Here is a 25,265-nt window from a genome sequence, read left to right as displayed (position 1 = left end):
TTCGTATCTAAACTAAACAATCAAAAATACTTATTTATTGAGGTCGTCATTGAGACCGCTACCAGGAAGTACGTCATCACTGTTGTAGATGTCATTAGTATCAACACGTGGTGTATCAACTACATCGGTACGTAAATCAGTGGTAGGTGTGCTAGCAGCAGATGGTGTGTTTTCACGAACTGAATCAGCAACTTTTTCTTGAGTTGATGAACTTGGCTGTAGCGCAGATTTTGCTTTCGCTTCAGTGCGTTCATGATCCATCTTATCCTGCATTTTACGTAAGAAGCGAGCTGCAGCTTCTTGACCACCAAGACCAAATGATAGGGCAAAGGCAACGGCTACCGCGCCTAATGTTAGACCAAATGCTAAGTTAACAATTGAATCGGCAATACCCATCGCTTTTAGACCCATTGCTAATACTAGGCCCATGATCAATACGCGTACGATGTTTGCTAGGAATTGTGAACCTTGCTCAGAACGTTCAACCACACCTGCAATGATATTGGCAAGCCAGAATCCGATGAATAGGATAATTGCGCCTAAGATGATGTTTGCACCGAATGCGATAAACATCGTGATAATAGCTGAGATAGGCTCGAAACCTAACAAGTCAGCGGCTGCAATAGCAGCAAATAGCATAGCAAAGAAGATAATCGCATAACCAACTAGGTCAGAAATTTTCTTATCACCCATGGTTTCTTGTAGACCAACTTTCGCAGGTAGTTGATTGATTTGAGTGTTCTCAATCAAACCTTTGATGATGTTGGCAACCATACGTACAACATAGAAAGTTACTACTAGGATAGCGACTGCCATAAAGATGTTTGGCAAGGCTTCCATGATTTTGTTAAGCATATTGGTCGCAGGGCGAGCAATCACTTCGATTTTTAGTGCATTTAGAGCAGCAATAATGGTTGGAATAATAACCACTAAAAATGCTAGAGAGCCTGCAATGTTAGGTAAGCTGTTTTGCTCACTTAAACCTGCTTTTGACGCCAATTCTTGTACATTAAAAGTAGAAACAAGATTGGTTACGATGCCGCGTACGACTTTGGCAATGATATAACCAACGACGAAGACCACACCAGCAATTAAGATATTAGGGATGAAGCTAAAGATTTTGTCGACCATATTAGTTAGTGGAGCGAACAAACCATCAAGTTCTAATTGACCAAGTACCATGGTCAACACAACCAATAAGATGAACCAGTAAACCATATCAGCAATCGTACTGCTCATTGGTTTTACACCAGCTTGTGCACTTAAACGCTCATCCATAGAGGTCTTCGCAAGAGCTGCGTTGATCGCTGTGCGTGCAACAGTAGCCACGACCCAACCGATCACACCAAGTGCGATAGCGCCGATAAGATTAGGGATAAATGCCAATACTTGATTAACCATATTTGCGAATGGTGCTGAGATAGAGTTTAAGTTTAATTGGCTAAGTGCGCCTGAGATAGCAATGATGAAAATAAACCAGAAAACAATCTTGGAAATGATACCTTCAAGGTCGTAGGTCTTACCAGTTGAAGAGTTCATACGTTGATTGAGATTAACTTTAGAGAGTACGCCGCGTACCAGTGCTGCGATACCAAGGGCTACTAGCCAACCAATAACGAATATCAAAATAGCACCAATGATGGAACCGATAGGTCCACCGAGATAGCCGTTAAAAGATGTGTACATTGGGTTCATCTTATCCTCCTTGAAGCATCTTATATAACTCGCCAAAAACAATGTTCATACAGCGATTAGTGAGCAAGACATACAGATGGTTGTCATAAATAGTATTTTTAGAATCAGTTATATAGAGATATTATCGTTTTTGAGCATAAATTATTATCAGCAGTATCTCTTATTTATATTACAGTGACTTCGCTATCGATATCTGCTTATTTTTGATAAAAATTAACGCTCGGTTACTTATCTCCTTAACTAATTCAGCTTAGCTGATGTATTGATGGATTTAAAGACAGAAAGCTTTACCTGTTACTATATTTGTGTGATAACTTGTTATTATGATAGAAGATATTAACATAGACTATACATTGACCCGATAATTTCGTGCAAAGCGTGGTTCCCAAAACTAAGATTTGTTATTATAGAGAAATGTGACATCTCGCCACTATTCTTACAATTAGAGAGTACTTTATGAAAAAAATCACTACTTTAGGCGTTAGTGCACTTGCTAGCGCTATGTTGTTAGTAACAGGCTGTAGCACCAACAATGGCAATCAAGAAACAGCCGCTCAAAGCGTTTCCATTACTGAACAAAGCTCAGCTAGTGAAAAAGTAGGTTATAGCTTAGGTTTCATGATGGCAGAAGGCAATAAAGACGCTGTCAAAGATCTAGACCTAAATACTTTTGAAAAAGGCTTCCGTGATGGCTACGAAGGCAATGAATCAGCATTGACCCAAGAGCAAATGCAACAAGTATTGATGGACTATCAAAAAGAACAAGAAGAGCAATTCGTTAAAGACATGGAAACCAAAGCGACAGAAAATAAAGCCGCTGGTACTGCATTCTTAGCAGAAAACGCCAAAAAAGAAGGCGTGAAGCAGACAGAGTCTGGTTTACAGTATAAAGTTATCAAAGCAGGTACTGGTAAATCACCAAAAGCAACTGACGTGGTTGAAGTAAACTACGAAGGTAAATTGCTTGATGGTACGGTATTTGACAGCTCTTATGAGCGCGGTGAGCCAATCGAGTTCCCACTAAACCAAGTAATCGCTGGCTGGACTGAAGGTCTACAGTTGATGAAAGAAGGCGGAAAATACGAGTTCTATATCCCATCAGACATCGCTTATGGCGAAGCGGGTAACGCTGGTATCGAGCCTAACAGCACCCTTATCTTTACGGTTGAGCTATTAAAAGTAAAATAAATATCTAAAGAAAATATTGTTTAATTTAGGTACTTAGCCTACAAAAAAGCCTTCATATAATTATGAAGGCTTTTTTACGACTAATATTTTACCTCAGATTGATATCGAGCTTACAAAGCAAATATCAAGTTGGCGATAAATTATAGATTCTTTTGAAAGACTTTAGAGTTACGGCCATTATGGTATTTCTCTAAACGTGCTTCAGGCAAAGCGCTGGCTTCAACTTCAGCGAAGCCTTGCTCAACGAACCAATGCGCGGTACGAGTAGTCAAAACAAAAAGCTTATACAAACCATGACTGCGCGCTTGCTGTTCTAGAAACGCTAGTAAATCTGCACCGCGGCTACCACTACGATACTCAGGACGTACGGCAACACAGGCGACTTCTGCTGACTCTGAATCTAGCGTATGCAATGCTGCACAGCCCAAAATCATACCATCACGCTCAATCACACTATAATTATCAATCTCTTGCTCCAAGCGCTCGCGCGAACGACTGACCAAGATACCTTGCTCTTCTAGAGGTGACAGCAGCTCAATAAGTCCGACTACGTCATCGATATTGGCACGGCGAATTTCTTCATAAGGATCATGGCTAATCAGCGTACCAGAACCATCACGTGTGAATAGTTCTTCTAGTAATGCGCCGTTTTTGGCATACGAGATAATATGCGTGCGATGCACACCTTGACGACAGGCCAAACTTGCACAGTTCAAGAAATAATTGATTTCGCAATTTAAATCACGGTCACGTAAGAAGCGATCAACTTCGTTTGGAATCATTTCACGTAATAAACGATCGTCGTCGTTGATACCCGCTTCTTCACCTAAGAATATAAGCTTGTCAGCACCCAGTGCTACGGCAGCGCTTAGGGCAACATCTTCCGCCAACAAGTTAAATACTTCGCCAGTTGCAGAGTAGCCCATCGAGCCTAGTACAACGATATGGTCATGAAGTAGGTTATTTTTGATGGCTTCCACATCGATAGAACGCACTTCACCCGTCATTTGGTAATCAATACCTTCACGGATACCGTATGGGCGCGCTGTCACGAAATTACCTGAAATCGCATCGATACGCGAACCATACATCGGAGAGTTGGCCAGCCCCATTGATAGCTGAGCTTCAATCTGTAAACGAATAGCACCAACGGCTTGTAAGATAGATGGCATCGCTGCACGTGGCGTAATACGGATGTCTTGATGTAGCGGCGATTCAATATTAGCGTCTTTTAAGTTCTTCTCGATTTGCGGTCGTGCCCCGTGTACCAGTACTAGCTTGATGCCCAAGCTATGCAACAAGGCAAAATCATGAATAAGTGTGCTGAAATTCGCATGATTGACCGCTTCACCACCAAACATAATCACGAAAGTTTTGCCGCGATGAGTATTAATGTAGGGTGCAGAGTTACGGAACCAATGGACGTATTCAGGGTTGATCTGGGGCATGGAGCTAGTAGTCATAATGGGAGCAGTAGTCGTTAGAATAAGAAAAGGGGCGCAGCAAAAAAATGCCTAACGCTAAAGATTTACCATAGCAAAAAACGCGGTTATGAGCTATCTTTTATTTCAGCTGTATTCAAGCATTCTGATTGCCAATCGCTGATATACACAACCTCAACACTGGGTTAATGTACGTACAAATGCTTTTTGTTATGCTAAGCGCTATTGCTTTACAGATGCTGAGCGAAGATAATCAGGTTAGATAAGTGAGTTCGTGTGTTTCATAGATTGCATGAACTATTTCACAGCGATATCTTATGTACATCGTAATGCTTTTTATCTGTTGAACAAATTATAAAAATAACTTAAGTTGCACCATCTGTGTTTTACCGATATATCAACCAGGGATAATGAAAATCATGAAAAAAAGTAACCAGTTTGCTAGCCCGTTCAGTGCTTGGAGCGGCCACCGCTTATTTCACGTTGTTGCCGGTACGCTCATCGGTGCAATGGTCGTTACACAAGCCTCAGCGATGCTGCCAACACCAGAGCAAGCGGTTGATAGCTCGATGGCTATTCAGACAAATGCCAACAAGAGCAGTAACTCAAGTGCTCAAGCCGTTAACAGCAGAATTACAGCGTCGTTGGTCAGCGTTGATGCCAATGGTCAAGAAGTACTCGTCCCTGTAGATACCAATACTCGTTTGCAGTCAGGCAATGTATTGGAGTATCAAGGATACTTTACCAATACCAATGCAGACCGCGTACGTAAAATGACCGTTACGATGAGCATTCCAGAGCAGGTAGAGCTATTAAAGACGGTTGCTCCTGAATTCCCATATGGCAGTGTCGATGGCAATAATTTTGCTCGTATGCCATTACGTACCAAAGTAGATAATCAACTACAAGACGTCGCGCTTAAATACTATAAAGCGGTACGTTGGGATCTAGAAGGCGTAGGTCTAAATGATACCGTCGCTGTAAAATATCGCGCGCGCGTTAAATAGTCCTGAATTTTTGGATTAGAATTTAGCTAGTACTGATGTAGTTAGCACTGAAAACTATCCATTTAGTATTGAAAGCTATCAATAAAAAAGCACCACAGTTTATAGCTGTGGTGCTTTTTTACTGTATGTCAGGACGTTTGATAATTTTGCTGATAAGTAAGTAAAAATACTCAGCTACAGCGTGGCATATTGGCTACTAGATTTCTCTTGGATAAGTTGTTTAATGGCATTGATTTGTGGCGTTGTAGCTTGAGCGCCTGCTTGTATTAGACTGCGTCGCTGCCTAGTATCTATCGAACTGTTACGACTGACATTGGGAGTAATAACAATATCAGCTCGATCCCGCTCATTCTGACTTGATACGGAGCGATTAGCAGTCAGGTTGGTAGCTAGAATATTGGTTTCAAGAAAGCCCCAAAAGTCACTCAATGAGTTCATAGTCGGTATTTGACTATTAGTACTATCACTGCCTTGAGCTCCCGTCACGTCTACAGCAATGACAATATCCGCACCCAAGTCATAGGCGCTATCTACGGGTACTAAACTGACTACACCGCCATCGATATATTTTTTACCGACCTTTTCAGGAATGCGCGGGGCAATAAAAATATTGGGTACGCTACAGGACGCTTGTACGGCAAGCCCAGCGTCACCAGTGGTAAAGACTGTTTTGTTTAGAGTGTGTTTTTCTGCTGCGATTGCCGCAAAAGCAATGGGGAAGTCTTCTATGGCTCGCGCATTCACTTTGCTATTGATAAAGTTTTTTAACTTAACACCTTCGATAAATCCTTGATTGGACAAAGTAAAGTCTGTGAGCTGGCTATCAGTAGTGGTCAATGCCAATTGCTCAAGCTGTGCAGGCGTGTAACCACTGGCGTATAAGCTGCCGATCAAGCTACCCACACTCGTACCGACCACCAATGTTGGTTTGATACCGTTTTCTTCTAGCGCCTTAATGACACCTACATGGGCAAACCCTTTTGCGCCACCACCACCCAATACCAGTGCGACAGTAGGAGTCTTAATAACAGGCTCTGGCGTTGCAGGAATAGTCGATGGCAACGTGCTACAGGCACTGAGATACAAACCGAGTATAGGTATTAAGCTCAACCTCAGTAGTTTTAGATTACGACAAATTAAGTTATGAAGCAACTGACGAGGCAAAATAGAAACAAGCATAGAAAAACACCTTATGAAATTGCCAGAATTCAAAAAATCAGACATCAGTTATTGATATGATGAGAAGAAGCGGTTTATCTATAGTAGATGGACTGTATAGATGCTATTTTACTAAATAGCCTAGCATAAGCAATTGTATTGTCAGCTATAATGAAATGAGTCGACTTTTTATACGTACTATCGTTATGGCTATTCTGTGGTACAAGTCATCATGTGCAACCTATTAAAAATGCTCGATTTAGCATACAAAAATTAAAAATAATATTGTTAGGATCTTTAATGCCAATATCGGAGAGCCATGCCTCAGCCAACTCATTAGATCACTTTAGATCTGACATGCCGCTGTCAGCACTAGATATGCCAGTGTCTGCGCTAGCAGGTGTGGGGGTAAAAGTGGCAGAGCAGTTGGCGCAATTGAATATCAAGCGGATATTCGATTTGCTATTACATTTGCCCCGTGATTATGAGGATCGTAGTCGACTGGTATCAATCGCCGATGTAGAGCATGGACAATCTGCGCTAATTACTGGTCATATCGTCCATGTCGATACCAAGCGCAGTGGGATGACTGTGACGGTGGACGATGATACGGGTACGATATCGTTGCGGTTTTTTAAGGTCTATCGTGGTCTGGTACAGACCATGAATTTGGGGACACGCTTACAGCTGTTTGGTGAGATCAAGGTCAGCCGCTACGGTAAGCAGATACATCATCCTGAATATCAAGTTATCACTGACAATACAGTCATGACCGATACGGGATTGCAGCCTATTTATCCTACAGTTAAAGGCTTACATCAAAACAAGCTGCGCACTTTAATTAAACTGGCATTGCAAACGGTTCGGAGCCAAGGTCTACCCATGACATTGTTTACGGCTGAAGATTTTGCAGTTGTATCTGATTTGCCATTAGTACCTTTTGAGCCATCTAAATCAGCGGTGACAGAGGCTGCATATACCGAAGATATTTTTTCAACGTTAGCACGCAGTGTGCCTGATAATGCGATTGGCAATAGCGTATACAAGCCTAATCCTTCTACCTATCAGGCAGATAATGACATACATAACGTCGCTGCCAGCATTGCTCAACACAATGTCTATAATTTAACGATATTTGAAGCATTGGTACTGTTGCATACGCCGCCTACTTATACCAGCGCGTCTCAGCAATACAAACTATTCACCCAACTCAGTGCCCGTACGCATGCTGCTTGCCAGCGCTTGATTATTGAAGAGTTGACTGCGCATCAGCTCAGTTTGCTATATCGTCGCCAACAGCTACATCAGCATAAAGCGCCCAAATGCACTACCAATAGTCCTCTTGCTGACAAGCTGTTTTCTGCATTGCCTTTTGATTTAACGGGTGCGCAAAAAAGAGTAATGAAAGACATCACTGCGGATATGGCGACCTCAATTCCGATGCTACGACTGGTACAGGGAGATGTGGGTGCTGGTAAAACATTGGTGGCAGCAGGGGCGGCAGGTTATGCGCTCGATAGTGGTTGGCAGGTCGCGGTCATGGCACCGACTGAGATTTTGGCAGAGCAGCATCTACTGAATTTTAAGCAATGGTTTGAGCCATTAGGTATTGGTGTCGGTTGGCTCGCAGGTAAGCAAACGGCCAAACAGCGCCGTGAAGCTTTGGAAGCTGTCGCAGAAAATACCGTGCAAGTGGTGGTCGGTACTCATGCACTGTTTCAGGAGCAAGTTCAGTTCGCTAAGTTAGGTTTAGTAATCATTGATGAGCAGCATCGATTCGGTGTTGAGCAGCGCATGGCATTGACCAATAAAGGCGTGGCTAACAGTACCCCGCATCAGCTAATCATGACCGCAACACCGATTCCAAGAACCTTAGCGATGAGTGTCTATGGCGATATGGATACCTCAATCATTGATGAATTACCACCGGGGCGTACCCCAATTACGACGGTAACCATCGATCGCAATCGACGCGACGAGGTAATAGAACGTATTGCGATTAATTGCGAAGCGGGCAGGCAAGCGTACTGGGTATGCTCACTGGTAGAAGCGTCTAGTGTCTTGGATGCGCAGGCAGCCGAAGCCACTTATGAGGACTTAAATGAACGTCTAGATATTCGTATTGGACTGGTGCATGGCAAGATGAAGTCCGCCGATAAGCAAGCCATTATGCAGGAGTTCAAAGCAGGTAATCTGGACTTGTTAATTGCGACAACTGTCATCGAGGTAGGGGTTGATGTGCCCAATGCATCGCTCATGGTTATCGAAAATGCGGAGCGTTTGGGATTATCCCAATTGCATCAGCTGCGCGGGCGAGTCGGACGTGGCTCGACCAAAAGCTTCTGTGTACTATTGTATCAAAAGCCGCTATCAGAGACTGGCACAGAGCGGCTAAATGTCCTACGCGATAGTACTGATGGATTTGTCATTGCTCAAAAAGACTTAGAGCTACGTGGGCCAGGAGAGCTGTTAGGCAAACGTCAAACGGGTAACGTTGGCTACTATCTAGCCGATCTAATCCGTGATGAGCAATTATTTGCTATTGCCCAGCGGTTAGCGAAGCATTTGATAGCAGACCCTGCGCGAAAAGCAGATGTCAGTCAATTGATTCATCGCTGGATGCCCGAGGCAAGTCGCTATACCAATGCTTAGCGTTTAGTAATCAGTGCTTAGTATCCAGTGTCTAGTGATCAGTGCTTAGTGCTTAGTGCCTGCAAGTGGGTTCATTATGTCATTGAACACATTTTTAATTATCGTTAAACAGCATGGCCGAAACGTTGACATTCTTTATAGACAACACTCCATCCATAGTCAGTCGTTGAATACATCAAAGATTCAACGACTGGCTGCACGCGCTCTTATTTCTTTAAATTGGTAGATATACCTTTAATACTGCATATATATTCGGTCTAAGTTTCAATTAAATTTATGAACGCTAGACGCTATATATAAAAATAAGATGATGACTAAATATATGCTATTCTCGATAATTTGATGAACTATTATAATAATAAACAGTGCTTTAGAGAACATCGTAATACTCTCTGTAAGTAACGCTCATAGCCATATATCAGGCTGTCCAAACATTGCTTCGATTGCGTGCCACTTTTTATTATTACTGTGAATGATTGATATTTTTAGTCATTCTATATCGAGTATTTCAATATTGACTGTACCTACAGAGAGTTATCATGAGCGATTTTGAAGAAACCCATTCTAAGCCGGCAGCTGAATCTGAGTTGCCGCCATATCGTCAAACTGACACTTTATCTCAAAGGCCATCTTCAAAACCACCAATATGGTTGTGGCCCGTATTGGCAGCCGTGCTAGTGATTGGGGTGCTGCTTGGCAAGTATTGGGGCAATGATGGTAGTGCCGCTACAGATGAGTCAGCAGCTTCTAATTCTGTCGCAAACGATCAGGCAACTGGTAGCGATGCCAGTATTGAGCAATCGGTACTCTCAGTAGAAACAGTCAGTCCAAGCCAAGATGATATCGGCAGCACGCTCAGTGCCGATGGAACCATCAATGCTAAGGATACTGCGAACGTCAGTGCAAAAGTCAATGGTGTGGCTATCGAGCGTATTTTGGTCGAAGAAGGCGACCGCGTCAGAGCGGGTCAGGTATTAGCCGTGTTCGACACCGATGCTATGGAGCAGCAAGTATTACAAGCACAAGCAGATGTCGCAGAAGCGGAAGCCACCCTTGCCAATGCCAGCGCTGACGCTGCACGTGTGCTTCCATTGATCGATATCGATGCCATCAGCAAACAAGAGGCCGATCGCTATCGTACCTCGGAAGTCCGTGCCAGAGCTTCTTTGCAAGCGTCTAAAGCTCGTTTGAGTAATCAGCGTTTAACATTAGAGAACGCAAAAGTCGTCGCTCCTGTCAGCGGTATTATCAGTGAAAAAATGGTAGAAGTCGGGCAGGTGGCAGGCGGGGATCCACTATTTACGATTATCAAAGGCGGCGTTTTGGAATGGCGAGCAGATATAGATCCTAAGCTTATCGGTGATATAAATGTCGGTACGCCTGTACAAGTCAGCCTACCCGGTGGTGATACAGTGATGGGGCAAGTAAACCGCATCGCACCTACCGCAGACAACAACCGCCAAATTACGATTTATGCCAGCCTAGCTGCCAACTCAAAGATACGTGCAGGCATGTATCAAACAGGCGAGTTTCTATTGGGAAGTACCAGTACGCAAACGATTCCTAATAGCGCAGTAGTCAGCAATGATGGTTATGATTATGTGATGCTCGTTACCGAATCGACTACTCGAGATGATCGATCCATGGGGCGTATCAAGCAGCAGCGAGTCACGTTAGGTGAGCGATTGGGCGAGAGCGTAGCAGTGCTAGAGCCTTTGCCAAGTGACAGTCGTATCGTAAAACAGGGCGGCAGCTTCTTAAATGATGGTGACCTAGTACGTGTTGTTAATGGTGTAACCCAAACCAGTAAGCCAGTGCAGGCACAGCCATGAGCTTAAACGTCTCCGCTTATTCGATAAAGAACCCGCTCGTCGCTATTTTGCTATTTGTGCTGCTGACGTTGGGCGGCATTTACGGTTTCATGAAAATGAAAGTCCAGCAGTTTCCGGACATAGATTTGCCAGCGGTGGTAGTGACAGTCACGCTACCCGGTGCTGCGCCTTCACAGCTTGAAAACGATATCGCCAAAAAGATTGAAAACAAACTGACCAGTATCGAAGGCGTGAGTCATATTCGCACCACGCTACAGACGGGTGCGGCAACCATTGCTACTGAATTCACCTTAGAAAAAGACATTCAAGAAGCGGTAGACGATGTGCGGTCAGCAGTCGGTGAAGTACGTGGTGATCTACCAGCTGCGGCCAACGATCCTATCATTACCAAAGTATCTACCGCAGGGTTTCCAGTGGTTACGTACTCTGTCGCTGCTGAAAATATGAGCGTGGAGGATCTATCGTGGTTTGTCGATGATACCGTTACCAAGCGGCTATCTGACATACCAGGCGTTAGTACCGTGAGCCGTGTTGGCGGGTTGCAGCGTGAAATCACGGTTGCTGCCGACCCAATTGCGTTAAGTGGTTTGAAATTTTCTATTTCGCAATTATCGCAGCAAATCGCTGGTATCCAACAAGACAGTTCTGGTGGGGAGGCGGAAGTTGGCAATACGACTCAGACCATCCGTGTTCTCGGCGCTGTTGAGCGAGCGAATGAGCTAAACGATTTGCAAGTAGCTGTCCCTACGGGGGGCACACAAGCTTTAGGTCGTATGGCAAAAATCACTGATGGCGCGGCAGATCCAAGCTCGATTGCTAAGCTAGATGGTCAAACCGTAGTGGCATTTAACATCACTCGCTCGCGCGGTGCCAGTGAAGTCGATGTGATGGAACTGGTTGATGAGGAGCTTGCCAAGCTGACTGCTGATGTCGGTAATATCAGTATTGAAAAAGTCTATGACCGAGCCACACCCATTGCAGAAGATTATGAAGCTTCATTAAGAATGCTCATCGAAGGTGGTTTGTTGGCTGTAGTGGTAGTCTTCCTGTTTTTGCGCAATATTCGAGCGACTATCGTTGCCGCGGTCGCTTTGCCGTTATCAGTGATTCCAACCTTTTTGGGTATGTATCTGTTTGGCTTTAGTCTTAATATCATCTCACTACTGGCATTATCATTGGTCATTGGGGTGCTGGTCGATGATGCAATCGTTGAAGTCGAAAACATCATACGCCATCTACGCATGGGTAAGACGCCTTATGAAGCGGCGATGGAAGCCGCTGATGAAATCGGTCTGGCCGTTGTCGCCACAACTTTTACTTTGATTGCGGTGTTTTTACCAACGGCCTTTATGGGCGGTATCGTTGGACAGTTTTTCCGTCAGTTTGGTTGGACGGCTGCCTTATCAATTTTTGCCTCGCTGATGGTAGCGCGCCTGATTACCCCTATGATGGCAGCTTATATCTTACGACCTGAGAAAAAGCACGTCGAAAAACAAAGCTCGATGATGAAGTACTATCTTAAGATTGTGTCTTGGACCCTACATCATCGTTGGCTAACCATGGGTGCAACGCTTGTTTTATTTGTGGCATCGCTAGCTCTAGTTAAGCTGTTACCCACTTCATTTATCCCTGATAATGATATCGATCAAACTCGAGTGGCTATTGAGCTGACACCTGATGTATCGTTGGCAGATACTGAGCGCGTGGCAGCGCTAGCGAGTGCTCGTATTTTGGCCATGCCTGAGGTGACCAATATCTTTACCTCAGTGGGAGAGGCGCAGGCGTCGATGGGTGCGTCAGATGGTGGCGGCGGTAAGGCTGAAAACATCGCGGGCCTGGATATCGTGCTTGCTCCGCGTGCAGAACGAGGTACCAAGCAAGAGATAGAGCGCAAAATTAGTAAGCTAATGACAGAAGTGCCAGGAGCACGGTTTACAGTCGGGCTATCGAGTGGTGGTGAGAGCGGCTATAATTTTTCATTGACTAGTACCAATCCGCAACTGCTTGAACAAACTGCACAAAAAATCATGTCTGAGATTCGAGGTCTGCCAAGTGCAGGCGCTGTAACCAGTGATCGCAGTCTACCACGCCAAGAGCTAAAGGTAACGCCAGATAGATTGGCAATGGCTGACAAAGGGGTGACCACGCAAGATATCGCTACGACTCTACGTGTGGCGACTGTAGGCGACTACGAGCAGCAATTGTCCAAGCTCAATCTTGATACGCGTCAAGTACCAATCGTGGTACGTTTACCTGATGTGGCTAAGCAAAATGTTAGCCAGCTAGAAGGTTTGTACGTGCCGAGTACCATGCCTGTAGGTCAAGGCGTGCGCGTCGGTGAGGTTGCTACGCTAGACTTTGGCACTGGGCCTGCACAAATTAGCAGATTGGATCGAGAGCGTGCTATTAGTATCACGGTACAACCTGCGAGTGGCGAGCTTGGCGATTTGGTGCAAGCGGTCAAAGCAGTGCCGACCATGCAGCAACTGCCGCCTGCAATTACCATCATCGATCAAGGCCAAGCCGAAAACATGGCAGACCTCTTTAGTGGCTTTATCATTGCGATGTCCGTCGGTGTGGTTTGTATTTTAGGCGTGCTGATTCTACTTTTTGGTCGTTTGTTGCAGCCTTTTACCATTCTTATGGCGTTACCTCTGTCGATTGGTGGGGCGTTTGTTGGCTTGGTTATTACTAATAGTAGCTTATCGATGCCTTCGATGATTGGCTTTATTATGCTCATGGGTATTGCGACCAAAAACTCAATCCTATTGGTCGATTATGCATTGATTGCCCAGCGCCGAGGGCTAGCACGCTTTGAGGCTATCGTAGATGCATGTTGCAAGCGTGCACGGCCTATTATCATGACGACTATTGCGATGGGTGCAGGTATGTTGCCATTGGTATTTGGTTGGGGTGATGCAGATCCTACCTTTAGGCGACCGATGGCAGCAGCGGTACTGGGTGGTCTGGTAACCTCTACGCTATTGAGCTTGGTTGTTATTCCTGTCGTCTATACCTTCATGGATGATCTATCGGGATGGTTTGCTAAATGGTTAGCTCCACATGGCAAACCTAGTGACTTCTAATAGTGACTTCTAATAGTCACTTCTCATAGAGAGCCAAATAGCTAACCAACTAATGAGCTAAGACACGACACAATAGTAGCAATGTGGAAAATGATGCATGATTAACACGCTCTCAATTAGGTCATATACTCGCCAGACTCGAGGGCATTCTCATGACTTTCATCAGATTGTTTTGCCTTTGCGAGGGGCAATCAATATCGAAGTTGGGAGCTATACTGGAAAAGTTATCCCAAGCGAATGTGTTGTCGTCAAGGTAAATGAAAAGCACTACTTTAGCGCTGAGGAGAATGCAAAGTTTATCGTTGTGGATACAGATTTATTGCCAGAAAATGTGCTTCATTCATCACAAATTGTTTTTTCTATAAGTTCGCCATTGTTGGCATTTTTGGAGTTTTCAGAGAGTCAGTTAAGGTATCAAATCAATCCTGAAGTTGAGAGACTGATGTTTGATACCTTTTATAAGCTTCTAGAACAACAAAATCTATTTGTGCAATATGACGCTCGAATTAGAGAAGTGGTAGCGTATATTCACCACCATTTTGCTAAAAACCTTTCTGTCGAAGTGTTGGCGGATATCTCTTGTCTCAGTGCCACACAGTTTAAAAAGAACTTCAAATCGCAAACAAACCAGACCGTCACTGAGTACATCACAAAGATCAGAATGCAAAAGGCGCAAGCTTTGTTACTACATACTGATTCACCTAACGCTATCATAGCCGAACTGGTTGGTTATACGGATGTTAGTGCTTTTAGCCGCCGCTTTTCTAAATATTTCGGTATTGCCCCTTCCAAATTAAAACACGTCTAACCAGACATACAAACCGTCTAATCTGCAAAAATAGTAGTCTATAACTCTCTATAATAATATTATTTATTATAACGTTAGAGGTAGCTACTATGCTGCAGAATAAATCTAGTCTAAGTGCTATTTTATGTGTGATAGCTGCCAGTGTCCTTTGGGGAACGACAGGTACAGCCTCTGCTTTTATACCTGATGTTAGTCCATTAGCCGTTGGTGCGTTTTCGATGGGGGCAGGCGGTGTATTGCTAGTATTGAATGCTAAGAATAATTTATTAAGCGATAGACAAAAACTACTTTCCAAACCCAGTCTCTTATTCATCGGTAGCCTATGCGTTGCTATTTATCCTTTAGCTTTTTATTCCTCTATGAGATTGGCAGGTGTCGCTATTGGTACAGTGATCTCAATTGCTAGTGCACCATTTTTCACTGTTATCATGGAGCGTCTGATTAGCAATAAAAGAGTCACTAGTCGATGGGTGGTAAGTTTTATATTTGGTGTGGTTGGCGTTATTTTTCTGACTTTAGGGAAAACCCAATATTTAGATATAAACGCACAAGCAAATAATCGAATACTAGGCGTGTTGTTAGGGTTAGTTGCAGGATTGGCCTATGCCACATACTCATGGACAGCACGTCAAATGATAGAGAATGGGGTAAACTCGAAATCAGCGATGGCCAGTATGTTTGGTCTGTCGGCAATCTTATTGTTGCCATCATTATTATTAACAGGGGAAAACCTGTTTTTAGATGCAAAACATATAAGCGTTGCCCTATATCTGGCAATTGCGCCGATGTTCTTTGGTTATTTACTTTTTGGTCAAGCGTTGAGAGTAATTGAGGCGAGCAAAGCGACGCTTATCACGTTATTAGAACCTATCGTGGCCACTATATTGGCTATCATTATAATCGGTGAAACATTCTCTCCTATCGGCTGGCTAGGAATGTCACTCATGATAATCTGTCTTTTATTACAGGTAATGAAGCCGCCAAAAATAACAAGGTATCTAGGAAGGCGTGCACTATATAAGTAATCAAACAATTAGCAAAACAATGTTGCTGATAACAAGCAGTGCTTTTGATGAGTGACTGCCTGCTAAGTATGACTCTTTGTATGACGTTAGTCTAAAACTGGTAAGTTGAATGGATTAGTTGGGACAGTCTTTGCTATAGTCTGTCCAACCAAATTAATTGAAGAAATTGTTTATCTCTTGTAGCGCTATTTTAATTTTACTAATAGATAAGCAGCTATTAGAACGATAAACCAATCGCTATAAACTAACCTCTAAAAAAAACTAGAAAATAAGGAATAACTATGATTAACGCATATGCAGCAAAAGAGAAAGGTGGCAAATTTGAGCCTTATGAATATGACCCAGGTACTCTAGGCGATCACGAAGTAGAAATCGAAGTACATAGCTGCGGTATCTGCCACAGTGATTTATCGATGTGGCAAAATGAATGGGGTATGACTCAATATCCGTTTGTCGGTGGGCATGAGGTTGCAGGTAAAGTCCTCAATAAAGGCAAGCACGTCAAGCATCTAGAGTTGGGCGATAAAGTCGGACTTGGCTGGCATAAAGGATACTGTAACGTTTGTGATCTATGTATCGATGGAGACCACAACTTATGCCCTGAGCAAGAAGGTACGATCATTGGTAACCACGGCGGCTTTGCAGATAAGGTACGCGCAAAGGATACTAGCGTCATCAAGATACCTGAAGGGCTTGATTTTAACGCGGTAGGACCACTGTTATGTGGCGGTGTCACAGTGTTTAACCCACTTATGCAGTACGACATCAAACCAACTTCTAGAGTGGCTGTAATTGGTATTGGTGGCTTGGGTCATTTGGCATTGCAGTTTGCCAATGCGTGGGGCTGTGAAGTAACGGCATTTACCAGTGAATCAAAAATGGAAGAAGCAAAAGAGATGGGCGCTCACCATTCACTAAACTCAAGAGAGGATAGCGAAATTGAAAAAGCCGCAGGTTCTTTCGATCTAATCATCTCAACAGTGAACGTTGATATGAACTGGGATGTCGTGATCAAGACGCTAAGACCAAAAGGTAAGCTGCATTTTGTTGGACTGTTAGAAGCGCCATTAGAGATATCGGCTGCACCAATGATTATGGCTCAAAACAGTTTATCAGGCTCGCCAGTTGGCTCACCAGCGACGCTGCGCAAAATGCTAGATTTCGCTGCGCGCCATAATATTCAGCCAGTCACTGAAACATATAAAATGTCTGAGATTAATGAAGCATTTGAGCGACTAGAGAGCGGTAATGCTCGCTATAGAGTGGTGCTAGAAAGAGACTAAACGTCTTTACAGGCAACTAAATGTAGCCACCAAATAAGCACAATAATAGTGATACTCTAGTTAATAGATAGAGTGTCACTATTTTTTTGTATCGAAATTCTACTTTTCACCAGTTTTTAAAATATGAGGGTTATTTGGAACTGGGTCTAAGTGTTTTTATTTGATTCTTTACTGATGTAGTTCTTACTGCTTTTTTCTAAACTGCTAGTAGGTCGTTTTAAAATTATAAAAAAACCCTGCTACTGAGTTTACAATAGCAGGGGTAAATATTTGTCTTTTCAGGTTAGTGTAGAGTAGTTTTTCTTATTCTACCGTGACTGATTTTGCCAAATTGCGCGGTTGATCGACGTCTGTGCCACGCATTACTGCTACATGGTATGACAACAGCTGCACAGGCACGCTGTAGACGATAGGGGCGAGCGTCTCGCAGACATCGGGTACATACACTAAGTGGAGTCTATCTTCAGCGACCATCTGACTGGCTTCACTAGCGAATACAAATAGCTCACCATGACGCGCATGCACTTCTTGCATGTTAGCTTTTAATTTATCAAACATACTGTCTTTGGGCGCTAGTACGACGATTGGCATGTCTTTATCGACCAATGCCAATGGACCGTGTTTGAGCTCGCCTGCCGCATAACCTTCTGCATGAATATAAGAAATTTCTTTTAGCTTTAACGCGCCTTCTAGCGCAATCGGGAACTGTAGCCCGCGACCTAAAAATAGACAGCTTTTCTTATCTTCAAAGCTTTCACTCATGGTCTTGATAGGAGCATCAAGGTTTAAGCTAGCGTAGAGTTGTCCTGGTAATTGATGTAACTCACTTAATAACGTATTCAAGTGTTCGTCAGTCATGCGCTTCTGCGTGACGCCAACTTTTAATATTAACAATATCAATGCCACAAGCTGAGTGGTAAATGCTTTGGTAGAGGCGACGCCAATCTCAGGTCCTGCCAACGTCGGTAAAAAAATGTCTGTTTCGCGTACCAGCGATGACGTCGGTACATTACATAGTGCCAAGCTGACTAAGCCTGCTGGCATTTGCTTCTGGATATCACGTAACGCTGATAAGGTGTCAGCCGTTTCACCAGATTGAGAAATACAGATGACCAAAGTATTATCGACGACGACAGGATTGCGATAGCGGAATTCGCTGGCAACCTCGACCGAGCAAGGTATACGGATAAGGCTCTCAAACCAGTATTTTGCGACCATACCTGCATGGTAACTGGTACCACAAGCAATCACTTGTACATGACGAATACCTGACAACAGTGTCTCATGACGCTGTAAAAAATCGTCGCGTAGTTTAGTCGTTTCGCCATTATCCAAAGCCATCTCTATCGTACGAGCGACGGCATCTGGCTGCTCATAAATTTCTTTGAGCATATAATGCTTGAACTCGCCTTTATCGGCATTGTGCTGGGTTGCATCAATCTCATGTATCTGACGTTGGACTTCAACACCATCTGCATAAACTTGAATGCTATTACGAGTTAATTTGGCGATATCACCTTCTTCTAGATACATAAAGCGGTTAGTCACCGGCAGCAAAGCCAACTGATCTGATGCGATAAAATTCTCACCGATACCGACACCAATCACTAAAGGTGAGCCTAGACGTACAGTAATGAGCTCATCAGGGCAGTCTACGTGGACGATACCCAATGCAAAAGCACCGTGCAATAACGGAATGATTGTGCGGACCGCTTCTAATAAGTCAGGTGTCTTTTTGTAGATATCATGGATTAGATGCGCCACAACTTCAGTATCTGTCTGTGAAGTAAACACGTAGCCTTTGGCCATTAGCTCTTCTTTTAATTCAGCGTAGTTTTCGACGATACCGTTATGAACGACCGCAATTTTGCCTGACACGTGTGGATGCGCATTACGTTGTGCTGGCTCACCATGGGTTGCCCAGCGCGTGTGAGCAATACCAATATGACCATCAAAAAACTCTGGATTGATCGCAACGGCATTAACCAGTGCCTGTACTTTACCCACTTGGCGCTCACGGTGTAATTCACCATCACGAATAACCGTCAGGCCAGCTGAATCATAGCCGCGATATTCTAAACGCTTTAGGCCTTCAAGTAAGATATTAGCGATATTTCGCTCAGCAACGGCGCCTACAATTCCACACATGGCTATTCCTTAGATTCAATTTTTAGTAGTTCAATATATAATAGTATACGAGCAAAAAATTTGGTTGGTCATCAACAGATAAATACGATGAAGCAGTACCACAAAGATTGCCATACTGCTTAGGTTTATTCAAAAATGACTGAGGTTGGCTAAACCACCAATGAGCAATTATTTTTTAGTGGGTCGTTGAAAGTCGTTTTTTTGTACTTGACGCGCACGACCAAACGCTAAGGCACTACGATCAACGTCTTTGGTAATCACAGAACCAGCGGCAACGGTAGCTGTATCGCCAATCGTCACTGGCGCGACTAAGCTAGCATTGGAGCCGATAAACGCATTGTCTTCAATGATGGTTTGCGATTTATTAGCACCGTCATAATTACAAGTAATGACACCAGCACCGATATTAACGCCTGTACCGACAGTTGCATCACCGACGTAGCTTAAGTGATTTACCTTACTGCCTTTGCCGATAGTCGATTTTTTAATTTCGACAAAATTACCAACTTTGCTGTTATCAGATAGTACGGTATCAGGACGCAAATGCGCAAAAGGCCCGATATCAACACCCGCACCGATATTAGCGCGATCGATCACGCAATATGGTTTGATGTAGCAAGCATTACCAATCTTGGCATTTTTGATAACACAGCCCGCTTCGATATAGACGTTATCACCCAAGGCACAGTCACCTTCAAACACCACATTGACGTCAATAAACACATCTTGACCAGCGGTCAACGTACCACGAATATCGACACGAGTAGGGTCGGCGAACTGTACGCCAGCTTCTTGTAAGTCAGCAACTAGCTTGCGCTGCCAAGTGCGTTCTAGACTAGCAAGCTGTTGACGATTATTAACCCCTTCAATTTCAAACGTATGCTCAGGCTCAATCGCTGCGATAGTAATACCATCGGCAACTGCCATTTTGACAATATCCGTCAGATAATATTCTTGCTGTGCATTGTCGTTAGAGAGCTCAGGTAAATATTTGTGCAGTAGCGCATTGTCGACACAGTAAATACCGCTATTAATTTCTCTAATGCTTTGCTCTTCAGCATCAGCATCTTTTTGTTCAACGATGGCTTCAATATTACCTGCTTGGTCGCGTTTAATACGACCCAAGCCAAATGGATTATCGACTGTCAGCGTCAGCATAGACATGCCATTAGTATTGGCAGTTTTTAATGCTGTTAGCGTCTGACAGCTTACCAATGGCACATCACCGTAAAGAATGAGACTTTGTCCTGACTTAGGTAAATCAGACAGTGTCACCTTGACCGCATGGCCAGTTCCCAATTGCTCAGTTTGAGCAACCCAAGTAATCGAAGCTTGTGTATATTGATTGGTAATTTCTGACTTTACTTGATCACCACCAAAGCCATGAACAATGATGGTTTCATCAACAGTTAACTGATGACAAGTATCTAGCACATGACCTAATAAAGACTTCCCAGCCAATGTCTGCAATACCTTTGGCTTTGCCGATTGCATACGTGTGCCTTTACCGGCAGCTAAAATAATTACAGAAAGAGGAGATGTCATAATAGGCTCGCAAATGTAACAAAATATAATATTGAATTATAGCGCAAATGTTTAGTTATAAAAATGCTGTGATGTGCAGGCTTTGTAATACAACCTGCTAACAATAGATCAATTGTCTATGCAGGAGAGTAGCGTTCAAATCGATAACGTTGCTAGGATTAGCGGTTGTAGAGTAGCCACTTCAGTATCGTGGTAGTTGGGGTAGCTTATAACAGCACACCAAACATAACCGCTACCCATACTACTGCTGCCATGATACCGGCGATAATGTCATCGAGCATAATGCCTAACCCACCAGCAACTCTTTTGTCAGCCCATCCAATCGGTGGCGGCTTAACGATATCAAAAAATCGAAATAAGATAAAAGCGAAAACAATGGCGAAAATAGAAAGCTCTTGAGACATATTTTGCCAGAAATTATCGTCAGCAATCCCCATATAAGAAAGAGGTAGGAGGGTAATCCAAATACCTGCCCACTCATCCCAAACGATATGCGGATCATCATGACCTTGCATAAGCTCAGCAGTGCGTCCGCAAATCCAAACGCCCAAAATACAAGATAGAATTGTCAAAATGAGAAAAGGTATAAAGCCCAAACTCAACAATGGTATTGCAATGATCAGCCCACCAACGGTACCCCAAGTGCCAGGTGCACGGCGCGGCAAACCACTACCTAAACCGATACCGAGCCAATAAACCACACGGTCAAGCGCGTTAGCACCGACCGGTAAAGGTGGGCAGTCATTTGCTTTACGGATGTCAGGCTTAGATAAGTCGTGATCAGTCATGGATTAGCCTGTAAAGTGTTGGTAGCCAGTAAGGTTGGGCCATATTGAAAACGGTGCGGGCTGAGTTGGCGTCACTGACTGATTTTGATAAAACAGTTCAAGACGTGAGTTATCAGGAGACTTGGTATCTGTCGCTATCGGATCTGCTAGTGCAATTACCTCGCCAATACAGGTAACAGGCGTATTGCCTATAGGCGGTTTGATATGAGCAGGCAAAGTAAATGCCAATTCATAATCATCGCCGCCCGCTAGTTGACCTAACAAGCGATCAGACAAACCGACAGTAGATAATGACTCGCTACTCGGTAGCTTGTCTAAATGGATGCGCATGCCTACAGAGCTTTGTTGACAGATATGGCCAAGATCTTGATAAAGGCCGTCGGAGATATCTATCATCGCTGTTGCTCCGATCTTTGCCAATGCTGCACCTAGTGCAATACGCGGCGTTGGCATATGTAGACGATGTGCCAATTCGATACCTTGTGCGCTGTCAGGATACTGTAAAGCGAAAGCGGCATCACCAAGGGTGCCTGATACATAAACTTTGTCACCAACTTGCGTACCTGATCGATAAATGGCTGGTGTATCTGCGGCGAGTAACCCTTGCGCGCTGATACTGAGTACTAAGCGCTCACTACGTGTGGTATCACCACCTATCAGCGTCACGCCAAACAGCTGACACGCATGAAACAGCCCTTTGGCAAATTCAGTAAGCCATTCGTGATTTGCCAGACGTTCAGGTAATGCCAGTGCTAGCATAATGCTATGCGGCGTCGCACCCATAGCTGCAATGTCTGAGACATTAACAGCCACGGCTTTATAGCCAATCGCAAATGCTAGTTCATCAACTCTTTGCCAATCAGCATGAAAGTGACGACCTTGAACCAGTGTATCAATACAGCTAACCAAGCGTGATCCTGCTGGCAATGCCATCACAGCCGCGTCGTCACCGATACCTTTTTCGATACCAGTTAATGGCGCATGCGTGGCCTGCATCTGTGAGAATATACGCTCAATCAGCTCAAACTCGTTCATGGCTAGTCTTAGTCTTTGGTATCGTTAGCGTTTTTCTTGCTCGCCTTAAAGTCACTGATATTTGCACTGGCTTTACTGGCACTATTGCGTTTGACGTTGGCTTTGTTAGCACTGATACGCGGCTTGTTTGATGCAGTCGGCTCATCGACGATAGCACTTTCTGTTTCAGCAGCAGTTTTGATATTATCGGCTGAACTTACTTCAGGCTGTTTAGTCGCCGCTTTTTGTGACGTACGTAGATTGGCATTGGTATCCGCTTGCACTTCGACTGCACGCAGCTCACCGGCCATTTTATCCAGTACCGCATTAATCAGTTTGTGAGCATCAGTCGCCCCAAAGTGATTATTTAGCTTCATCGCTTCATCAAGCACGACTTTATAAGGAATCTCTACACGGTTTTGTAGCTCATACGCGCCAATCAACAAGATAGCGTGCTCAACCGTATCTAGCTTATCAACCTCACGATCGAGATGCTGACTGATAAGCGCATCGAGAGCTTCAATTTGCTCTGGGATGTCGCGCATCATTTCATGATAATAACCGATATGGACGGTATGCATGGCATTGGTTGCACGCGTGCGAGCAGCAATATCGTGCGGAGCATTGGCTTTCCAGCCAAGCTTACCATCTACATCAAAGCGGCGATCAGTGACGAGCCATTCGTATAGGCCCTGCATCGCAAAGCGACGTGCCTTACGAATAGCAGTGTGACTGGTCTTGTAAGAAGACTCACTCATATCGAATGTTTGATCACCCGCACTACTGCTCGCTATACGGGTAGCTTCAGCTTGTCCATCATTGGCTTGTGCGGTTTTCGCAGCGCTAATAGCGCGCTTGAGTTGGTCAGTCATAGGGGGTCTGTACCTAAATTTTTGAGATGATACCCAGTCAAAATATAAATTAGCAAAGTAACTTTTTAGCTATGCTGATTTAAAGCTTTAAAGGGTATAGAAATACGGCGAAAATTCAAAAAGTAGCCAATTGTTTCGATAGCTGGCTAGTGCTATGAGGTGCTGTTATTACTAAATAGCAGCACCAGTTAAACTAATAAATTTGAGCTTTAAAGCTTACGCTTCATCGATATCATCAATATCAAGTTGTGACAAAACAGCGATCATTTCTAGTACAACCATCGCAGCTTCAGAGCCTTTGTTGCCCGCTTTAGTACCAGAGCGCTCAATGGCTTGCTCGATGCTATCAGTAGTGATGATACCGTTAGCAACAGGGATATTATAATCCATTGCAACAGCGCTCAAACCTTTGGCAGATTCGCTAGCTACAATATCAAAATGCGGCGTGCTGCCACGGATGATTGCACCCAGTGCCACAATCGCGTCAAAACGATCTGATTCAGCAGCACGTTGGGCCACAAGTGGTAGCTCAAATGCACCAGGTACACGGATAACAGTAATGTTGCTACCTAATACACCATGACGGAGTAGGGCATCGATTGCACCATCAACTAATGACTCAACGACGAAACCGTTAAAACGACCAACAACAATACCAATGCGAGCATCAGCGTTTTGATGTAGGTTACCATCGATATGAGTCACGTCGTTGCGCTGCTGTTGTAAGTTCGACATAAAAAATCCTTTGCTTAATAAGCGTTCAATTGAAATATAGGCGTCAATAAATAGCTAAATAGTCTGATGCGTTCAATCGATTCGGTCGCCTATTATTTTGGCGTTACCCTAGTTAATTGAACGAAAATAAATGGTTAGCGCTATGATAGCATTTTTTTGGGTTTTATTTGTATATTACGAGCGTGCTAAAGACGCATCTGTATTCCTTGCGCTGCCATATACTCTTTGGCCTCCAATACCGTGTACTCACCGAAGTGAAAAATACTGGCGGCAAGTACGGCATCTACGCCGCCTTCTAGTACGCCTTCTGCTAAATGTTGCAGGTTACCGACGCCGCCTGAAGCGATAACTGGTACATTAACGCGGCTCGTAATTTGCTGCATGAGTGCCAAATCATAGCCTTTTTTGGTGCCATCACCGTCCATCGAGGTGACCAGTAATTCACCAGCGCCCAGCTCTGCCATTTTGCTCGCCCAAGCAACGGCATCGATACCCGTTGGCTTACGACCACCATGGGTGAAAATCTCCCAACGTGGCATGACAATACCACCGACGTTGATATCAGCGACGCGTTTGGCATCGATAGCAACGACGACACATTGGTTACCAAATTTCTGCGCGGCTTCACCAACGAACTCCGGCGTAAATACGGCTGCTGAGTTAATCGCGACTTTATCCGCGCCAGCATTGAGCAAATTGCGGATATCAGCGATTTTTCGAACACCGCCGCCAACAGTCAGCGGAACGAATACCGTTTCTGCCATGCGCTCAACAGTATGATAAGTGGTATCGCGCTCATCATTGGTCGCAGTAATATCCAAAAAAGTAATCTCATCAGCGCCCTGTTCGTTATAGCGTTTGGCTACTTCGACAGGATCGCCTGCGTCTTTTATATCGACAAATTGCACGCCTTTGACCACGCGGCCATTGTCAACGTCCAAGCAAGGAATGATACGCTTTGCTAACATAGGGTCTTTCACCTTATAA

General features: G+C 44.1%; 18 protein-coding genes. 8 read left to right on the top strand and 10 right to left on the bottom strand.

Going from position 1 to position 25,265, the window contains the following annotated elements; all coding sequences use genetic code 11:
• Nucleotides 1-30 precede the first annotated feature (30 nt).
• Complete coding sequence (locus SJY28_RS03040) at nt 31-1,695, bottom strand: mechanosensitive ion channel (RefSeq protein ID WP_379543391.1); 1,665 nt, start codon at nt 1,693-1,695, stop codon at nt 31-33.
• A gap of 456 nt (nt 1,696-2,151) precedes the next feature.
• On the opposite strand from SJY28_RS03040, the gene SJY28_RS03035 reads away from it, so the two are divergent.
• On the top strand, nt 2,152-2,883 hold the full coding sequence (locus tag SJY28_RS03035) for an FKBP-type peptidyl-prolyl cis-trans isomerase (protein WP_057762133.1): 732 nt from the start codon (nt 2,152-2,154) through the stop codon (nt 2,881-2,883).
• 140 nt (nt 2,884-3,023) lie between these two features.
• Here SJY28_RS03035 and argA read toward each other — a convergent pair whose 3' ends face one another.
• Nucleotides 3,024-4,346 (bottom strand): amino-acid N-acetyltransferase, encoded by a 1,323-nt coding sequence (gene argA, locus SJY28_RS03030; RefSeq protein WP_057762129.1) that lies wholly within the window; start codon nt 4,344-4,346, stop codon nt 3,024-3,026.
• Nucleotides 4,347-4,744: 398 nt separating this feature from the next.
• Between argA and SJY28_RS03025 the strand changes: the two genes are divergently transcribed.
• Nucleotides 4,745-5,332: a hypothetical protein gene (locus SJY28_RS03025; RefSeq protein WP_114701925.1), complete on the top strand. Its 588-nt coding sequence runs from the start codon at nt 4,745-4,747 to the stop codon at nt 5,330-5,332.
• 174 nt (nt 5,333-5,506) lie between these two features.
• Here SJY28_RS03025 and SJY28_RS03020 read toward each other — a convergent pair whose 3' ends face one another.
• Nucleotides 5,507-6,511, bottom strand: a complete 1,005-nt coding sequence (locus SJY28_RS03020; protein ID WP_379543389.1) for a patatin-like phospholipase family protein — start codon at nt 6,509-6,511, stop codon at nt 5,507-5,509.
• Between the two features lie 279 nt (nt 6,512-6,790).
• Here SJY28_RS03020 and recG point away from each other — a divergent pair, with 279 nt between their 5' ends.
• From recG to SJY28_RS02990, 6 genes are all read left to right on the top strand, one after another.
• On the top strand, nt 6,791-9,142 hold the full coding sequence (gene recG / locus SJY28_RS03015; protein ID WP_379543388.1) for an ATP-dependent DNA helicase RecG: 2,352 nt from the start codon (nt 6,791-6,793) through the stop codon (nt 9,140-9,142).
• 539 nt (nt 9,143-9,681) lie between these two features.
• Nucleotides 9,682-10,974, top strand: a complete 1,293-nt coding sequence (locus SJY28_RS03010; protein WP_379543386.1) for an efflux RND transporter periplasmic adaptor subunit — start codon at nt 9,682-9,684, stop codon at nt 10,972-10,974.
• Complete coding sequence (locus SJY28_RS03005) at nt 10,971-14,060, top strand: efflux RND transporter permease subunit (RefSeq protein ID WP_379543385.1); 3,090 nt, start codon at nt 10,971-10,973, stop codon at nt 14,058-14,060. Before SJY28_RS03010 ends, SJY28_RS03005 begins: the two co-directional genes overlap by 4 nt.
• 97 nt (nt 14,061-14,157) lie before the next feature.
• Nucleotides 14,158-14,868 (top strand): helix-turn-helix domain-containing protein, encoded by a 711-nt coding sequence (locus SJY28_RS03000; protein WP_379543384.1) that lies wholly within the window; start codon nt 14,158-14,160, stop codon nt 14,866-14,868.
• Nucleotides 14,869-14,957: 89 nt separating this feature from the next.
• Nucleotides 14,958-15,893 (top strand): DMT family transporter, encoded by a 936-nt coding sequence (locus SJY28_RS02995; RefSeq protein ID WP_379543382.1) that lies wholly within the window; start codon nt 14,958-14,960, stop codon nt 15,891-15,893.
• Nucleotides 15,894-16,174: 281 nt separating this feature from the next.
• On the top strand, nt 16,175-17,176 hold the full coding sequence (locus SJY28_RS02990; RefSeq protein WP_379543381.1) for an NAD(P)-dependent alcohol dehydrogenase: 1,002 nt from the start codon (nt 16,175-16,177) through the stop codon (nt 17,174-17,176).
• 303 nt (nt 17,177-17,479) lie between these two features.
• On the opposite strand, the gene glmS is transcribed toward SJY28_RS02990, so the two are convergent.
• From glmS to hisF, 7 genes are all read right to left on the bottom strand, one after another.
• Nucleotides 17,480-19,324: a glutamine--fructose-6-phosphate transaminase (isomerizing) gene (gene glmS, locus SJY28_RS02985; RefSeq protein ID WP_379543380.1), complete on the bottom strand. Its 1,845-nt coding sequence runs from the start codon at nt 19,322-19,324 to the stop codon at nt 17,480-17,482.
• Nucleotides 19,325-19,492: 168 nt separating this feature from the next.
• Entirely contained in the window at nt 19,493-20,869 is a 1,377-nt protein-coding gene (gene glmU / locus SJY28_RS02980; protein ID WP_379543379.1) for a bifunctional UDP-N-acetylglucosamine diphosphorylase/glucosamine-1-phosphate N-acetyltransferase GlmU, read from the bottom strand.
• A 206-nt stretch (nt 20,870-21,075) separates the two neighbouring features.
• Complete coding sequence (locus tag SJY28_RS02975; protein WP_379543378.1) at nt 21,076-21,657, bottom strand: phosphatidylglycerophosphatase A; 582 nt, start codon at nt 21,655-21,657, stop codon at nt 21,076-21,078.
• A 3-nt stretch (nt 21,658-21,660) separates the two neighbouring features.
• Complete coding sequence (gene thiL / locus SJY28_RS02970) at nt 21,661-22,692, bottom strand: thiamine-phosphate kinase (protein WP_379543377.1); 1,032 nt, start codon at nt 22,690-22,692, stop codon at nt 21,661-21,663.
• A gap of 8 nt (nt 22,693-22,700) precedes the next feature.
• A complete protein-coding gene (nusB, locus tag SJY28_RS02965) occupies nt 22,701-23,543 on the bottom strand; it encodes a transcription antitermination factor NusB (RefSeq protein WP_379543376.1) in 843 nt (280 codons plus the stop codon).
• Nucleotides 23,544-23,759: 216 nt separating this feature from the next.
• Nucleotides 23,760-24,278 carry a 6,7-dimethyl-8-ribityllumazine synthase gene (ribE, locus tag SJY28_RS02960; RefSeq protein ID WP_057762077.1) on the bottom strand — a complete coding sequence of 173 codons (519 nt, stop codon included), beginning with the start codon at nt 24,276-24,278 and terminating at the stop codon, nt 23,760-23,762.
• A 185-nt stretch (nt 24,279-24,463) separates the two neighbouring features.
• Nucleotides 24,464-25,246, bottom strand: a complete 783-nt coding sequence (gene hisF, locus SJY28_RS02955) for an imidazole glycerol phosphate synthase subunit HisF (RefSeq protein ID WP_379543374.1) — start codon at nt 25,244-25,246, stop codon at nt 24,464-24,466.
• Nucleotides 25,247-25,265: the final 19 nt, after the last annotated feature.

Origin of the sequence: Psychrobacter sp. R86515 (assembly GCF_042466315.1) — a bacterium.
Classification (GTDB): Bacteria; Pseudomonadota; Gammaproteobacteria; order Pseudomonadales; family Moraxellaceae; genus Psychrobacter.
This window is presented reverse-complemented; position numbering and strand designations above follow the sequence as displayed.

Bases quoted from the DNA above. Each gene is read 5' to 3' on its own strand.
- SJY28_RS03040 (WP_379543391.1), bottom strand. From the start codon at position 1,695: ATGAACCCAATGTACACATCTTTTAACGGCTATCTCGGTGGACCTATC.
- SJY28_RS03010 (WP_379543386.1), top strand. From the start codon at position 9,682: ATGAGCGATTTTGAAGAAACCCATTCTAAGCCGGCAGCTGAATCTGAG.
- SJY28_RS02995 (WP_379543382.1), top strand. From the start codon at position 14,958: ATGCTGCAGAATAAATCTAGTCTAAGTGCTATTTTATGTGTGATAGCT.
- SJY28_RS02975 (WP_379543378.1), bottom strand. From the start codon at position 21,657: ATGACTGATCACGACTTATCTAAGCCTGACATCCGTAAAGCAAATGAC.
- hisF (WP_379543374.1), bottom strand. From the start codon at position 25,246: ATGTTAGCAAAGCGTATCATTCCTTGCTTGGACGTTGACAATGGCCGC.
- glmS (WP_379543380.1), bottom strand. From the start codon at position 19,324: ATGTGTGGAATTGTAGGCGCCGTTGCTGAGCGAAATATCGCTAATATC.
- SJY28_RS02990 (WP_379543381.1), top strand. From the start codon at position 16,175: ATGATTAACGCATATGCAGCAAAAGAGAAAGGTGGCAAATTTGAGCCT.
- glmU (WP_379543379.1), bottom strand. From the start codon at position 20,869: ATGACATCTCCTCTTTCTGTAATTATTTTAGCTGCCGGTAAAGGCACA.
- SJY28_RS03035 (WP_057762133.1), top strand. From the start codon at position 2,152: ATGAAAAAAATCACTACTTTAGGCGTTAGTGCACTTGCTAGCGCTATG.
- SJY28_RS03020 (WP_379543389.1), bottom strand. From the start codon at position 6,511: ATGCTTGTTTCTATTTTGCCTCGTCAGTTGCTTCATAACTTAATTTGT.
- recG (WP_379543388.1), top strand. From the start codon at position 6,791: ATGCCAATATCGGAGAGCCATGCCTCAGCCAACTCATTAGATCACTTT.
- nusB (WP_379543376.1), bottom strand. From the start codon at position 23,543: ATGACTGACCAACTCAAGCGCGCTATTAGCGCTGCGAAAACCGCACAA.
- argA (WP_057762129.1), bottom strand. From the start codon at position 4,346: ATGACTACTAGCTCCATGCCCCAGATCAACCCTGAATACGTCCATTGG.
- thiL (WP_379543377.1), bottom strand. From the start codon at position 22,692: ATGAACGAGTTTGAGCTGATTGAGCGTATATTCTCACAGATGCAGGCC.
- SJY28_RS03005 (WP_379543385.1), top strand. From the start codon at position 10,971: ATGAGCTTAAACGTCTCCGCTTATTCGATAAAGAACCCGCTCGTCGCT.
- SJY28_RS03000 (WP_379543384.1), top strand. From the start codon at position 14,158: ATGATTAACACGCTCTCAATTAGGTCATATACTCGCCAGACTCGAGGG.
- ribE (WP_057762077.1), bottom strand. From the start codon at position 24,278: ATGTCGAACTTACAACAGCAGCGCAACGACGTGACTCATATCGATGGT.
- SJY28_RS03025 (WP_114701925.1), top strand. From the start codon at position 4,745: ATGAAAAAAAGTAACCAGTTTGCTAGCCCGTTCAGTGCTTGGAGCGGC.